The sequence below is a fragment of the Absiella sp. AM29-15 genome (assembly GCF_003434225.1).
Taxonomy (GTDB): Bacteria; Bacillota_I; Bacilli_A; order Erysipelotrichales; family Erysipelotrichaceae; genus Hoskinsella; species Hoskinsella hominis.
The window spans coordinates 1-14,175 of sequence record NZ_QVFL01000001.1 but is presented as its reverse complement, the minus strand read 5'-3'; the positions used below and the strand labels follow the sequence as shown (position 1 = coordinate 14,175).

At 35.3% G+C, this 14,175-nt stretch carries 12 protein-coding genes and 1 riboswitch; of the genes, 10 read left to right on the top strand and 2 right to left on the bottom strand.

Annotated elements, in window-relative coordinates:
* Positions 1–670 precede the first annotated feature (670 nt).
* The 5 genes from DW761_RS00060 (at position 671) to DW761_RS00040 (ending at position 6,403) form a co-directional block, all read left to right on the top strand.
* On the top strand, positions 671–1,168 hold the full coding sequence (locus tag DW761_RS00060) for a PTS sugar transporter subunit IIA (RefSeq protein ID WP_117516051.1): 498 nt from the start codon (positions 671–673) through the stop codon (positions 1,166–1,168).
* A 2-nt stretch (positions 1,169–1,170) separates the two neighbouring features.
* Entirely contained in the window at positions 1,171–1,995 is an 825-nt protein-coding gene (locus DW761_RS00055) for a PRD domain-containing protein (RefSeq protein ID WP_117516050.1), read from the top strand.
* A gap of 138 nt (positions 1,996–2,133) precedes the next feature.
* Positions 2,134–3,483 (top strand): PTS transporter subunit EIIC, encoded by a 1,350-nt coding sequence (locus DW761_RS00050; protein WP_117516049.1) that lies wholly within the window; start codon positions 2,134–2,136, stop codon positions 3,481–3,483.
* Positions 3,484–3,494: 11 nt separating this feature from the next.
* A complete protein-coding gene (locus DW761_RS00045; RefSeq protein WP_117516048.1) occupies positions 3,495–5,405 on the top strand; it encodes an FAD-dependent oxidoreductase in 1,911 nt (636 codons plus the stop codon).
* A gap of 140 nt (positions 5,406–5,545) precedes the next feature.
* Positions 5,546–6,403, top strand: a complete 858-nt coding sequence (locus tag DW761_RS00040; protein ID WP_117516047.1) for a Fic/DOC family protein — start codon at positions 5,546–5,548, stop codon at positions 6,401–6,403.
* A 101-nt stretch (positions 6,404–6,504) separates the two neighbouring features.
* Here DW761_RS00040 and DW761_RS00035 read toward each other — a convergent pair whose 3' ends face one another.
* Positions 6,505–7,323: an HAD family hydrolase gene (locus DW761_RS00035; RefSeq protein WP_117516046.1), complete on the bottom strand. Its 819-nt coding sequence runs from the start codon at positions 7,321–7,323 to the stop codon at positions 6,505–6,507.
* Positions 7,324–7,504: 181 nt separating this feature from the next.
* Between DW761_RS00035 and DW761_RS00030 the strand changes: the two genes are divergently transcribed.
* The 5 genes from DW761_RS00030 to DW761_RS00010 all read left to right on the top strand — a co-directional run bounded on the left by DW761_RS00030 (position 7,505) and on the right by DW761_RS00010 (position 12,619).
* Positions 7,505–8,881 carry an MATE family efflux transporter gene (locus tag DW761_RS00030; protein ID WP_117516045.1) on the top strand — a complete coding sequence of 459 codons (1,377 nt, stop codon included), beginning with the start codon at positions 7,505–7,507 and terminating at the stop codon, positions 8,879–8,881.
* Between the two features lie 85 nt (positions 8,882–8,966).
* A riboswitch (TPP riboswitch) is annotated at positions 8,967–9,071 on the top strand.
* 232 nt (positions 9,072–9,303) lie between these two features.
* Positions 9,304–9,873: an energy coupling factor transporter S component ThiW gene (gene thiW, locus DW761_RS00025; RefSeq protein ID WP_117451505.1), complete on the top strand. Its 570-nt coding sequence runs from the start codon at positions 9,304–9,306 to the stop codon at positions 9,871–9,873.
* On the top strand, positions 9,818–10,636 hold the full coding sequence (thiM, locus tag DW761_RS00020) for a hydroxyethylthiazole kinase (RefSeq protein WP_233511342.1): 819 nt from the start codon (positions 9,818–9,820) through the stop codon (positions 10,634–10,636). Before thiW ends, thiM begins: the two co-directional genes overlap by 56 nt.
* The gene (gene thiE, locus DW761_RS00015) at positions 10,633–11,265 is read left to right on the top strand and encodes a thiamine phosphate synthase (protein ID WP_117516044.1); all 633 of its coding nucleotides are present in this window, start codon (positions 10,633–10,635) and stop codon (positions 11,263–11,265) included. The genes thiM and thiE overlap by 4 nt, the downstream gene beginning before the upstream one ends.
* 151 nt (positions 11,266–11,416) lie before the next feature.
* Positions 11,417–12,619 (top strand): class I SAM-dependent rRNA methyltransferase, encoded by a 1,203-nt coding sequence (locus DW761_RS00010; RefSeq protein WP_117516288.1) that lies wholly within the window; start codon positions 11,417–11,419, stop codon positions 12,617–12,619.
* 189 nt (positions 12,620–12,808) lie between these two features.
* On the opposite strand, the gene DW761_RS00005 is transcribed toward DW761_RS00010, so the two are convergent.
* Positions 12,809–14,175 (bottom strand): ISNCY family transposase (locus DW761_RS00005; protein WP_394336538.1); only part of this gene is annotated, 1,367 nt, incomplete at its 5' end.

Below are 14,175 nucleotides of genomic sequence, written 5' to 3'. Positions count from 1 at the left end.
GTGGTTTATAGAAAAAAGATTTTTCACTCTTACTAAGATGTTTTTCTTTGAATTTAATGTTCAGTAGTTCTAATGTGCATACAAAATCAGCTAATTGTAATAAGATTTTATCAAATCTTTCTTACTTTCAAAGTTTTGATAAAATCATTGTTTATTATGATAACAATCAGCAAGAGCTTAATCTAATAATAAGGCGATTTACTATCTTCTACACCAAAGTCACCTGATTCATCAATAAAAATACTTAACTCTTTCATGACCCTCCTTATAAAAAAAGACAGGGAGATGTCCCTGTCTACGGTGGCCCAGATCATTATGAGTAAGCCAAACTATATATGCCATATGACATTTTTATTGTATTCATATCTTAGCAAATCTATACCTTAACAGCAAGCATAAAACTTCATTTAGTTTATTTTGATAACGGAATTATTACTGTTCAGATTTTAGATCTATTAATATTAGAACGAAAATAAAGAATGAAATGGAAATTATTTTCAAGTGTACTTTTTATTCTATGTGTTGACTTTTAGAATTTAGAATGGTAAACTGAAAATGTAAAAGATGAATGTGATGTATTGATTTGGATTGTCACTGGTAATGCAGGCGAAACCAAAGCTGACCGAGATATGCGGTAAGTTTTGGTTTTTTGTTTATTTGGAGGAATAATATGGCATTGTTTAGAAAAGAAAAGAAGATTGATATTAAAAACGTAAATCCGTATACGTTATATGCACCTGTAAAAGGGGTGTTGAAGCCGATTGAATTAGTAGATGATATGGTTTTCAGTAGTAAGATGATGGGAGATGGTATCGCAATTGAATCAATAGATGGAAAAATATATAGTCCTGTTGATGGTAAAATCAGTGTTGTATTTCCTACAGGGCATGTAATTGGTATAGAGAGTGATAGTGGTATGCGTGTAATATTGCACATAGGAATTGACACCGTAGAATTAAATGGTGAAGGATTTCAATCATATGTACATGTTGGGGATAAAGTACATGCAGGAAGTTTCATAATGAAAATTAATCTACATACAATTACAAAAAATTATCAAGCAACGACGATGATGGTAATTGAAAATAGTGAGGAATTTCATTTCATAAATAAAAGAATGGGGGAAGTGGAGCCTGGTATGCAGGTGTTGGAAGTAGAAAGGGTGTAATTATGAAAATTATAAAGCTCTTAAATAACAATGTTGTGATTGCGAAGGATCGTCGAAAAGGGGAAGTTGTCGTGATGGGAACAGGGATTGGTTTTCAGGCAAAAGCTGGTGATCATGTACGTCATGATAAAATCCAGAAGGTATTTGTATTGAATGAAAACACAAAACTTGGAGAACTTATTTCACAAATTCCTGCTTCATATTTAGAACTAACAGAAAAGATTGTAGATTATGCAAAAAACAACTATGAAATGATATTAAGCGAAAATATTTATTTATCTCTAACGGATCATATCTACTTCGCATTAAAACGAATCAAGGAAGAAACGGATATAGATAATCCATTTTTGATAGAAGTAAAAGAGTTTTACAAAGATGAATTTAAGATAGGATGCTATGCGAAAAAGCTGATACATGAGATGTATAGTGTGGATATTCCCGATGAAGAAATTGGTTATATCGCATTACATCTGATAGAAAATACACATAATCAGGGCAAACGGTATGTAAGTAAAACATTAGATGTTGTAGATGCTACAATCACTTTTATCAAAGAAGATTATCTAACTTCAATTGATGAAAACAGTCTTGCATATACACGATTAGTAAACCATGTAAAACATTTCGCGAAACGCTATATAGAAGATAGTGAGAATGATGTAGATGACCAATTACTATCTAAGACGATTACAGAAGTATTCATCAAAGAATATGAATGTGTTGAGCGGTTAAGTGAGCATTTGAAAAAAACGTTTGGAAGGGAAATCAAAAACCCTGAGAAAAACTATTTAATCCTTCATTTACGTAATTGTAAGGATTTGAAATAGACACTGAGATAGTTACTATTTAATTAGGCTAAACTCAAGACATGGTAAAAGACTGTGGACTTGAGTTTTTTTAGAAAGAGAGGCGAAAAAAGATAAAACTCAAATCTGTCAATAGCCATGAAAGGAGAGAAAATTAAAATGAACTATGAAGAAATTGCAAAACAGATTTTAGACAACGTTGGCGGTAATCATAATATTGTCAGCATCATCAGTTGCTTTACACGAGTTAGAATCGAAGTCAGAAATAAAGAATTGGTAAATGAGGATGCTATCAGGCATTTAGAAGGTGTAAAAGGTGCCTCTTTCTTCAACATGACCTATCAAATTGTATTTGGTGGAAAATGTAATGATGTCTACGATGCACTAATGAAGATTGCCGATATCAAAGAAGAAAAGAATTATGAGAATCAAACAAATAAGAAGTTTTCATGGCAAATGATTATTGATTATATCACAGGTACCATTCAGCCAATTATCCCGGTATTGATTGGTTGTGGATTAATTCAAGGTATTATCGCGATGTTATCTTATTTAAATGTAGATGCGACAACCTATGGATATCAGATTGTAAGTGCTGCTGGAACTGCTGGCTACTATTTCTTGCCGATCTTATTAGGATTCAGCTCAGCGAAAAAATTAGGTGTGAATCCATACATTGGGGCTGTATTAGGCGGTGTATTGGTTTATCCTTCTGTATTAACATTGGCTTCTTCTGGTGAAAGTTATGCATCTTTTTATGGTATTCCAGTGAAACTTGTTGCTTATTCATCAACATTAACACCTATTATGTTAACTATGCCAGTGGTATATTGGATTGAAAAAATCGCAAAGAAAATATCACCAACGGTTTTGAAATCCGTTTTAGTTCCTGCGATTACAATCCTTGTTGCATTACCGATTATGTTAGCTATGACAGGGCCACTGGCACAGATCATTTCAGAATTATTAGGTAAAGGAATTACATATATTTATTCTAATTTTGCAATCTTCGGTGGGCTCATTATTGGGGCAACTTGTCCATTCTTTGTATTAACAGGAATTCACCAGGCGACTGCAATCCCTATTGTATTAAATGAGCTGGCAACTGTTGGATATTCTGTTGTCTTTCCGATTCTTGGATTTGGAAATGCTTCTGTTGCCGGAGCAGCGCTAGGTGTTGCTTTAAAAACTAAAAATAAAAACTTAAGAGGTGAAGGTTTAAGTTCTGCAGTAATAGGTGCTGTTGGTATTACAGAACCAGCATTATATGGTGTCTTATTACCGACAAAGAAACCATTTATCGCTGTTGGTATTATGTCAGGAATTTGTGGGGCTTTATCCCTTGTATTCATGGTAAAAGCCTATGGCTTGGGACTATGTGGATTAGGTGGTATACCTTTATTCTTAGGTGATACATTTGTTATGTGGTGTGTCTTAATGTTAGTCGCATATTTTGGTTCTGCCGCTATTACTTATTTCTTGGGATTTAAGGATATCCCTGAAGAATAGAGGTATAAATTATGAAATATCCACATTTATTTGAACCGTTAAAGGTAAATCAAATGATCATAAAAAACCGAATCATATCTGCACCGCTTGGCAGTCTTACTGATAAATCTATCAGTGGAATTGGTATGATTATCAGAGGAACAAGTGGTTGTGTACCGGATGGTAGATCACGTATGGCTCCAGGGCCTTATTGTTTTGAAGATATGATACAAAGCACAAAAGTTAGAGAACAGGTATCCATTATACGTCAACGTGGCGCCAAAGCAGAATTTGAATTATGCCATGTTGGTCAATATGCGAAAGTAGCACCTGGGGATTATGCAATTGGCCCTGTAGGATTTATTAGAGAAGATGGTACAGAAGTAAAAGCTATGGATGAAACAATGATGAATGAGGTTGCAGATGCTTTTGCGAAGGGCGCAATGGATGCGAAAGAATATGGTTTTGATATGGTAATGCTGCATTTTGGACATGGATGGCTGCCTACACAATTTTTATCTCCACATTTTAATAAACGAACAGATGCCTATGGAGGAAGCTTTGAAAACAGAATTAAATTTCCAACAATGATTGTGGAACGTGTTAGAAAAGCGGTAGGACCAGATTATCCTTTAGATATGCGTATCAGCTTAAACGAATATATTGAAGATGGAACTGATACACAAGAGATTATAAGATTTATTCAACATATTGAAGATAAGATTGACATGGTACATGTATCATGTGGATTGGAAAGAGAATTATCTGCAATGACGAAGATGACAACATCTCCTTATTTTCCACATATGGTAAATACAAAGTATTCAAAAATGGTGAAAGAAGCTGTACATATTCCTGTCGCAGTGGTTGGTGCTATCATGACACCAGAAGAAGCAGAAGGAATCATCGCAAATAAAGAAGCCGATGCAATAGTTGTTGGCAGACAAATCATTGCGGATCCTTTCTGGACAAAGAAAGTATGGGAAGATAAAACAGAAGATATCGTGCCATGTTTACGATGTTTAAACTGTTATAATATGTACGCAAGAGAAAAAGATAAACATTATGGTATGAAAAGTATTACCTGTTGTTCTGTAAATCCACGTTATCTTCATGAGGATCGAGTACCTGTGAAACTTTCAAAGGCAGAGCATAAGAAAAAAGTATATGTAATCGGTGGAGGGCCAGCAGGATGTAAAGCAGCGTTGACAGCTTATGAGCGTGGACATGATGTTATTATAATGGAAAAGGAAGATCATCTTGGGGGCCAATTATACTGTAGTGAATTTGATGAATCGAAACAGGATCTAAAACGTTATAAAGATTATCTGATTAGACAGATTGAAAAATCAGATATTGAAGTACGTTATCATTGTGACGCTACAAAATGTAAAGAAGAATTAAAACATGCTGATTCTATAATCGTGGCTGTAGGGGCACAACCAGTAGTACCACATATCAAAGGGATTGATCAACCTCATGTTATGAATGCTTTATATGCTTATGAACATCAAACTGAAATAAAAGAACATGTTGTGATTGTTGGAGGTGGTTCTGTAGGGACTGAACTTGCGAAACTATTGGCAAAGCAAAAGAAGAAGGTCACCATTGTGGAATATCAAAAGCAATTATGTTCTAACTTAAATGAACATGTGCGAATGGGGTTGCTTCAGCAGCTATCCATGAGTGGAGATATAGATATTTTATTAGAAAGTGAATGTAAAGAAATTCATTCAAATATGATTATTGTAGAAACAAAAGATGGAATAAAAACAATCTATGCAGATACTGTAATTATATCTGTTGGCATGAAATCTCGTCGTGATATCGCTAATGAATTTTATGGTATTGTACAAGATACTAATATCATAGGAGATGCAAATCGACCAGCAACAGTAGCAGAAGCTACTCATGATGGTTATTATGTAAGTGCTAGTTTATAATGTGTAAGAGTGGTGTGAAAGCCACTCTTTTTTAACATGCTTTTTTATCAATTGTTTATATTAAAACGGTTGAAATTAATGAGTGTGTATGTTAAAGTACGAGTTGAATGGTACCATAAAAGAATGATAGGAAAATGACAATGAATATAAATGACATTAATCTTGATGAAGAAAAACAGTATAATAAAATAGATGAAGAAAAGATAAAATATGACAAAAAAACCAGACAGCTATATTGGGATATCGCTATTGGTTTAAATAATGTTGATAATTTAAAACCGTCACAATATTTCAAAGAACTAATTAAAGAAAATGTAGAAGGAAATAAAAGTAATTATGAAATTGAATTAGCAATTAAAGCCTACTATAAGGAAAAGGAAGCTAGACAACAAGTTTTAGAAAGTGAATTAGAATGTGATATGGTTTCACTTAGAATTAAGGAGTTATTAGAGGATGAAAGCTTTGTATTTTCACCAGTCACGTTAAAATTGATCCATAAGTATCTATTTCAAGATGTATATGATTTTGCGGGTAAATTTAGAACATATAATATTACAAAGGAAGAAGTTATTTTAAACAATGATACTGTAAATTATGCAAATCATATGATGATTGAAAATGCATTAGATTATGATTTTAAGGAAGAAAAGAAATTTGATTATGCGAATAAAACACTAAAAGAACAATTAGAAAGAATTACAGAATTTACTTCATCTATTTGGCAAATACATGCATTTGATAAAGGAAATACAAGAACAACAGCAGTATTTATAGAAAAATATCTTAGATCAAAGGGTTATCTAGTGACAAATGAAATATTTAAAGAACATTCTTTGTATTTTAGAAATGCATTAGTGAGAGCAAATTATTCAAATTATGCAAAAAAAGTTTATGCGACAAATGAATATTTAATTCGCTTCTTTGAGAATCTTTTAATGAATAAACAGCACGTTTTACATAATCGTGACTTGATTGTAAAGGAATTATTTGAGGAATAATTGGTACTAAGCTGTAGTTTTAACACACGGTGAATATAAAAGAGGATTTTCATGAATTTCATACTAATAAAAAGGCTTGACTTCAAATCAAACCTTTTCTTTTACCATCCTTTTGGCTGAATCACATGCGTTTCCATATAATCTGCCCATCCATCTTCTGCACAGGTTTTCTCTGTGATCTCATCTGCAATTGCCTTAGTATCCTCACTGCCATTACGTAAACAGACGCCCCATCCACTCGCCATCAGCATATCGTTATCATTAGAAGTATCTCCAAAAGCAATCACATCATCTAAAGATAAATCATGCAGATCACAAAACTTCTGTAACGTATAAGCCTTTGATACACGATCATCTGAAAATTCTATTAATGTAGACTGTGTCTTAAATGCACGATATTTACCATTTGGATGTTCCTTAAAATAAGCCTCTATCTTTTTGGTATCCTCTTCACTTGTACGAAACATGATTTTCGCATTATCTTCAGTATAAAAATCTGCCATAGAATCCACAACCACAGGCTCCATTTTAGAAGAAGATGTGGACAAACGTACCATTTCATCCAGTTTTCCACATAACAAATGATTCCCTTTATACATCATCGGATTGGTATCAAACTGGCTCATGAATGCAATGACTTCTTTGATCCATTCCTTTTTCATTAGATAATACTGATATTCTTTCTTTGCAATACCATCCCATAAAATAGATCCATTTAAAGAAATCAATAAATCTAAATCCTCAAATCCCCATACATGAATCATTCGCTTCACTTCAATCAATGATCGCCCAGAAGCAATGCCAAAATAAATGCCATGCTTTTGTAACGTTTGAATGACTGCTTTTGCACGTGGTGTCAAGGTCGTATGTTTTACAATTAAGGTATTATCAATATCACAAACAACAACTTTCTTGTCCATATAAGCTCCTTTCAAAGTGTATCTCTATTGACTATTATAGCCTTTTTACGAGAAAAAAACAGTGTAAGATTAAGAAAAGAAATGAAATATATAAAACACATAAAAGATAACCAAACTACGCATGCCAAGGGCGTTTATGACGTGGTATAATAGTTACAAGATTTTAGAGAAGAGGGAGATTATGGATCAAACAGGGATTTTAGAGGGAAATCTGACAAAGGCACTGTTTCGTATGGCGGTTCCTTTATTTTTACTTAATATTTTAAACTCATTATATAACGTAATTGATACGTTCTGGGTAGGTCAGATTGGTGAACTACAGGTCGGGGCTGTATCACTTGTTGGACCAATTATGTGGTGTGCACAAAGTGTGGCATCTGGATTAAGTGCGGCAGCGATTGCAATCATATCTACGAAACTAGGCGCAAAACAAAAAGATGAAGCTAACCGTTTTGCGACAGCCCTGGTATACTTTGCGTTTATCTTTGCGATTATATTAAGCGTTGGCACAATCTTATTTTCAAATACAATATTAGGATATCTGGATACACCAGCCGAAATATATCAGGATTCTCATGATTATCTGATTGGAATATCATTTGATTATCTGGGATTGATCTTATTAAATCTATATATGGCAATTCGTCAAAGTGCCGGGGATAGTAAAAGCGGTGTAAAATTAAATGCGATTGCGTCAATATTAAATGTATTCTTAGATCCATTATTTATCTTTGTGTTCCATATGGGCATCATGGGGGCAGCAGTAGCGACAGTATTATCAAAGATTCTTGTACTACCACTTGCTTATCGATCTATTCGCTCAAAAGACAATGAAGTTTATGTGGCGTTTCGTAAATATCCTTTTCAATTATCTGATGGGAAAACAATTCTACGTCTGTGTATACCAGCAGCGAGTGGTCAATTCTTAGAAAGTTTAGGCTTTGTGATTATGAATAAATATATCGTGTTCTATGGAGCAGTGGCGATATCTGCGTATGGTGTTGGTGGTAAACTTGTGAATTTGATGTATATACCGATTGTATCCTTCGGTTCCATACTTGCGACATTTATCGGTCAGAATTTAGGTGCTGGTAATATCGAAAGGGCAAGAAAATGTTATTGGGTAACCATGCGTATATCCGTGATCAGTGCCATTGCGTTAACGATTATCGGCATGCTGTTGATCAATCCATTTACCCGTATATTTGTTCCAGATGCCAGTGAAGAGTTACTGTCTATTGCATTTGAGTACAATTTTTTCGCATTATTGACAGGTGTTTTTATGGGCTGGTATATGAATTTAAACAGTGTATTCAATGGATCCGGGCATACCAATACTACCTTTATTCTTTCAATGTTGCGGCTATGGGGCTTTCGCATTCCTATGATTATCCTGTTTCATAAGTTCACGGAATTGGGTATTACCGGTATATGGCTTGCGATGTTGTTAAGTAATATTTTAGAATGTATTGTAGGGCAATGGATCTATCAACAAAATCGATGGGTTAAAACAACGCTTGTACAAAAGGAGCTGCAGGAAAGCAGTGTGACTGCATAAAAAGTCTGAATATATCTTATTTCTAATGTAAATCACTATGAAAAAAAGCTCTTGCAATCCTTATTTCAAAGTGGTACCATACTAATGTAATAAAAAGGGGAGCCAATGTGTGCTGAGAGGAAACATTACGTTTCGACCCTGTGAACCTGATACGGGTAATGCCGGCGTAGGGAGTATAACAGAGGTAATCTGAGATATGTCTTTACGTGGATATATCTCTTTTTTATTACTGCTAATGGAAGGGGAGCGCCTTACATTAAAAGATAATCAGCGAGGGAGCCTGCAGACAGGCTGAGAGGAAACTGGCAAGCGTTTCGACCGTACCATATCTGGAAACTGAACCCGATAAACGGCGCTGATTTTTATTTGTATCCTTTTATTTGGTTCAGCATTTCCAGCGAACAAATAGGAGGGTGTTTTTTATGAACAAACAAAATCAAATTTTTCGTAGCGTATTTTTTGCGATGATGGTAGCGGTAGGTGTGGTAATATCACCCATTCTTCGAGTAGAAGGAATGTGTCCGATGGCCCACTTGATCAATATCACAATGGCAGTATTGATGGGACCATGGTATTCTTTGGGGTGTGCTGTAGCTATCGGTATTATTCGTATGGCATGTATGGGAATTCCACCACTTGCATTAACAGGAGCTGTCTTTGGCGCAGCATTATCTGGCATACTATATCGAGCAAGCAATGGAAAAATCTGGGCCGCTGTGCTTGGAGAAATTATCGGTACAGGGATTATTGGTGCTATCGTATCCTATCCTGTTATGGCATATCTATGGGGTAAAAATGGATTAACATGGATGTTCTATGTGCCAAGTTTCCTGATGGGAACCATCATTGGAGGAAGTATTGCTTTCGCATTCCTGTTGAAACTGCAGCATAATGGTATGCTTGCGAAAATGCAGAGAAAGCTTGGAGGTAAGACCTATGAATATACAAGAGGAGTTGTGGCAGGACAAAGCGAAGCTGCACTTGACGCATAATCTGATTCATTGTATCACCAATCCCATATCTATGAATGATTGTGCTAATGCAGTTCTTGCGTTAGGTGGAAAACCAATTATGGCACAACACCCGGATGAAGTAGCACAAATCACCAAAACCGCGAAAGCACTAGCCTTAAATCTGGGAAACTTTGATGATATCCGAAGTAAAGCAATGATAGTATCCATAAAAACTGCTAACGAAAACTACATACCAGTTGTTTTAGATTTGGTAGGTGTTGGCTGTAGCGACTTGCGTTATAATTATGCAAAATCAATGATGGATGCTTACCATATCGATGTAATCAAAGGAAATCTTTCAGAGATTCGTGCAATTGCAGGAAAGCCTGCACATGCACTTGGCATTGATGTTGGAGATTCTGATATCGAACGTGTAGAAGACAGTGCCATCTGGATTCAGGACTTTGCGAAACAAACAGGCTGTTGTATCTTATGCAGTGGAGCTATAGATATCATCAGTGATGGGATACATACCTATAAAGTAGAAAACGGCTGTGAATTATTGACTTTATGTACGGGCACAGGCTGTATGTTAAATGTAATCACTGCGACTTTTTTATCCTGTATGGAGCCTATAAAAGCTTGTATGCTGGCATGTAGCTATTTTGGCGTTGTCGCAGAAAAGTGTCTGAAAGAAACCACGATGCCGGGAAGTTTTCATTATAAATTATTTGATTGGCTGTATGCATTAGAAAAAGAAGAGTATTTAAAATATGCAAAAATAAGTGAGGTAGTGCTATGAGCAAATTAGATTTAACATTATATCTGGTCACAGATTCTACAAATATGACAGAAGAAGAGTTTTTATCAAAAGTAGAAGCCGCATGTAGAGGTGGTGTCACACTTATCCAATTACGTGAAAAGAATCGGACAACGAAGGAATATATAGATTTAGCAAATAAAGTAAAAGCGATTAGTGATCGTTATGATTTACCTTTACTGATTGATGATCGAATTGATGTTGCAATGGCAGTGGATGCCGCAGGCGTTCATGTTGGTGCAGATGATATGCCAGTGGCACTCGCAAGAAAGTTGTTGGGACCTGATAAAATCGTTGGTGCGACCGCAAAAACTGTAGAAGCTGCCATAAAAGCGCAGGCTGATGGCGCAGATTATTTAGGTGTTGGCGCAATATATCCGACTACCACAAAAGTAAAAACAGTACTCACAAAAGTTGAAACATTACAGGATATATGTAAACATGTATCCATACCTGTAGGAGCCATTGGTGGATTAAATAAAGATAACTGCGATATTTTACAAGAAACCGATATCGATGGAATCTGTGTTGTATCAGCTATTATGAAGCAGGCCGATTGTGAATTGGCCGCTAAAGAACTGAAAGAAAAAATCAAAACAATTTTAAAATAGAAGGAAGCATAGAAAGCCATGCAAATACTGGATTTTCTATGTTTTTTTCTTTTTAAATCTCTTTTTTAATTATGAAAATTCACGATAATGATTGTATGTAAGGAAACGATTATGTTAAAATGAGGTGTATTTGTGAATGAGAGGTAAATGTATGAAGAAAAAATATCCTGTGGTCATCATATCAGAAGAAGGCGCATCATGGCTTGAAAAGGGCCAAATGTGGATGTATAAAAATAATGTAGTTTCTATTGATGATGATGCTGAAAATGGCGCAATTGTAAATATTATGACTGAGAAAGGCAACTATTTAGGAACTGGTTTTTTATCAAGAATCAGTCATATCACTGTTAGAATACTATCAAAGAACCCAGATGAAGTATTTGATCGTGAGTTCTTTAAACATCGTATACAATTTGCTTATGATTTCCGAAAGACATTAGAAAAAGACAACATCACAAACTGTCGATTGATTTTTGGTGAAGCTGATGAACTGCCAGGATTAACCGTAGATCGTTATAATGATATTCTGGTGGCACAAATCAGTACATATGGAATGGAACAAATCAAAGATATGTTATATGAAATCCTACTAGAAGTATTAAGCGAAGATGGTCAGGATGTCAAAGGCATTTATGAGCGAAATGATGTAAAAATTCGTACAAAAGAAGGCTTGCCTTTAGAAAAAGGGTACTGGCGAAATGCTGATTTGCCTACACAGACAATTATCAATGAAAATGGACTTCAGATTCATGTGGATGTGGAAAATGGTCAAAAAACCGGTTATTTTCTTGATCAAAAAAGCAATCGTGTGTTATTGAGAAATATGGCATATGGAAAAAAAGTCTTAGATTGTTTTACACATACGGGTGGTTTTGCGCTTAATGCTGCTTATGGAAAAGCACTACATGTAGATGCAGTTGATGTATCGCAAACAGCTCTTGATCAAGCGTATGAAAATGCAAAATTAAATCATTTAGAAGATCGAATGTCTTTCATCAAAGCTGATGTATTAGATTATTTAGAAACATGTGAACCAGGAAAATATGATATTATCATTCTTGATCCACCAGCTTTCACAAAATCCCGTAGAACCATTGATCATGCATATCAAGGTTATAAAAAGATCAATAAACAGGCGATGAAACTATTAGGCAGAGGCGGTTATCTGATCACATGCAGCTGTTCACGCTTTATGGAAACAGCAAACTTTGAAAAAATGTTAAGAGAGTCTGCGAAAGAAACAGGTGTTACTCTAAAACAAGTATCTGTCACACAACAAAATCATGACCATCCAATCCTTTGGACAATGGAAGAAACATCTTATTTAAAATTTTATATCTTTCAGATTATATAAAAAACGTGAGCAATTCACGTTTTTTTATAAGAAAGTTTTTTGATAAGGAAATCAAAGAAAAAAGTCAAAAAGGTATATTAATGATAATATCACGTTTTCATAAGACGTCATGAAAATTATTGATTTAAAAAGTAAATCATATACGTAATTTTAGCATGTCAAGCAAAAATGAAAATGTCTTAAAAATAATTAAACATTAGCACCGGATTGACGGTGCTTTTGCTTTGCCACATAAGCAAGATAAGAAGCCTGTTTCCAAGGATGTGACATAGGGGGAATATAAGGCTTTTTCTGTTTCACCTCGATAGGAAGCGTGTCGAAGTTCTTTGATGTAGCCTCACGTTCTAGGATTTCTTCTAAAGCGAATAGATGATCTAGGATGTTGGCATATAGCTTTCCATCAAATGCTTCGATCACCATCACATTCATACCTTTTTTCAGATATGCTTTACTACCAGATTTCGTTATAGGAATAAAATACTTGTTCTTATAGCGGATACAATGACCTGAATCAAGTTTTCGGTTGCTTAAAATGGCAAGCGTCTGATTGATTTTTTGCTTTGACGGTTGCTTTTCAAACACAGTTTTAGTATCATTGATTGGTAGAGAGAACATAGCGTTGAATTCTTTTAGGTAGGATTTTAAGAATTCATTGGCTTCCTCTATGGTTGTAATGCCCGCAAGCCTAAGTTCAATGACCAATCTTGATTGTAGGGTCTGATTAAGACGCTCTACGCGACCTTTCGCCTGCGGGACGCTCGTACATTCCAATTCAATGCCTAACTGATGGCAGGCATAAGAGAATTGCGTGAACGTATCTTCTTCATCAGAGGATGCGTTTTTTCTTTTGTACTCAAACACAGTGCGGCGGTCCGTAAGAAACTTGGCAGGGATGCCATAATCTATCAGGATTTGATGAGTGATTTGATAATACGCATTAAGCGTTTCCTGTGTATCAAAATAAGCACCAAGTATCTTACCAGTGGCGTCATCAATGGCCAGATGGAGATGAGTGATGGAGGTACCGAACCAAAGATGAGGAGAAGCATCCATTTGGACTAACTCGCCAAAATAAGCGCATCTAGGGCGTCTGGGATGTGCATCGAAGCGATCAAGTAGATCAAGCTTATTTTCTATAGAAACAGCTTCTTTTTTTGTCTTGGCAGCTTTCTTACGTTTTCTCAGTTCAGCGTTAAGAGTATTGACAGTTTTGCGTCTAGCCTTAGGAGAAAGGATGTCGCAACTGCGGAGCCAATAATTGATAGTAGTGTCACTGACATGGATATCCTCTTTCTTCGCAAGCAGCTGTGAGAAATGAAGAAGATTGGCACCAGAATATTTCGTGCGATAAAGGTCAATGACTTTATTTTTGACCTCGACAGGGAAAGTGGAGATAGGCTGTCTGTTTCTGTTCTTGTGGATAAAACCAGTCTTACCTTCAGCTTTATATCTGACAATCAATCTGTCAATAGTGCGAACAGAGCAGTTTAATTTGATAGCAGCATTCTTTTTGTTTCCATGTGTATCAACTAATTTTTTAATAACCTCATATTTGT

Excerpts from the sequence above, each read along its gene's own strand:
- DW761_RS00060 (WP_117516051.1), top strand. The coding sequence starts at position 671 with ATGGCATTGTTTAGAAAAGAAAAGAAGATTGATATTAAAAACGTAAAT.
- DW761_RS00030 (WP_117516045.1), top strand. The coding sequence starts at position 7,505 with ATGGATCAAACAGGGATTTTAGAGGGAAATCTGACAAAGGCACTGTTT.
- thiE (WP_117516044.1), top strand. The coding sequence starts at position 10,633 with ATGAGCAAATTAGATTTAACATTATATCTGGTCACAGATTCTACAAAT.
- DW761_RS00040 (WP_117516047.1), top strand. The coding sequence starts at position 5,546 with ATGAATATAAATGACATTAATCTTGATGAAGAAAAACAGTATAATAAA.
- DW761_RS00055 (WP_117516050.1), top strand. The coding sequence starts at position 1,171 with ATGAAAATTATAAAGCTCTTAAATAACAATGTTGTGATTGCGAAGGAT.
- DW761_RS00035 (WP_117516046.1), bottom strand. The coding sequence starts at position 7,323 with ATGGACAAGAAAGTTGTTGTTTGTGATATTGATAATACCTTAATTGTA.
- thiM (WP_233511342.1), top strand. The coding sequence starts at position 9,818 with ATGAATATACAAGAGGAGTTGTGGCAGGACAAAGCGAAGCTGCACTTG.
- DW761_RS00010 (WP_117516288.1), top strand. The coding sequence starts at position 11,417 with ATGAAGAAAAAATATCCTGTGGTCATCATATCAGAAGAAGGCGCATCA.
- thiW (WP_117451505.1), top strand. The coding sequence starts at position 9,304 with ATGAACAAACAAAATCAAATTTTTCGTAGCGTATTTTTTGCGATGATG.
- DW761_RS00050 (WP_117516049.1), top strand. The coding sequence starts at position 2,134 with ATGAACTATGAAGAAATTGCAAAACAGATTTTAGACAACGTTGGCGGT.
- DW761_RS00045 (WP_117516048.1), top strand. The coding sequence starts at position 3,495 with ATGAAATATCCACATTTATTTGAACCGTTAAAGGTAAATCAAATGATC.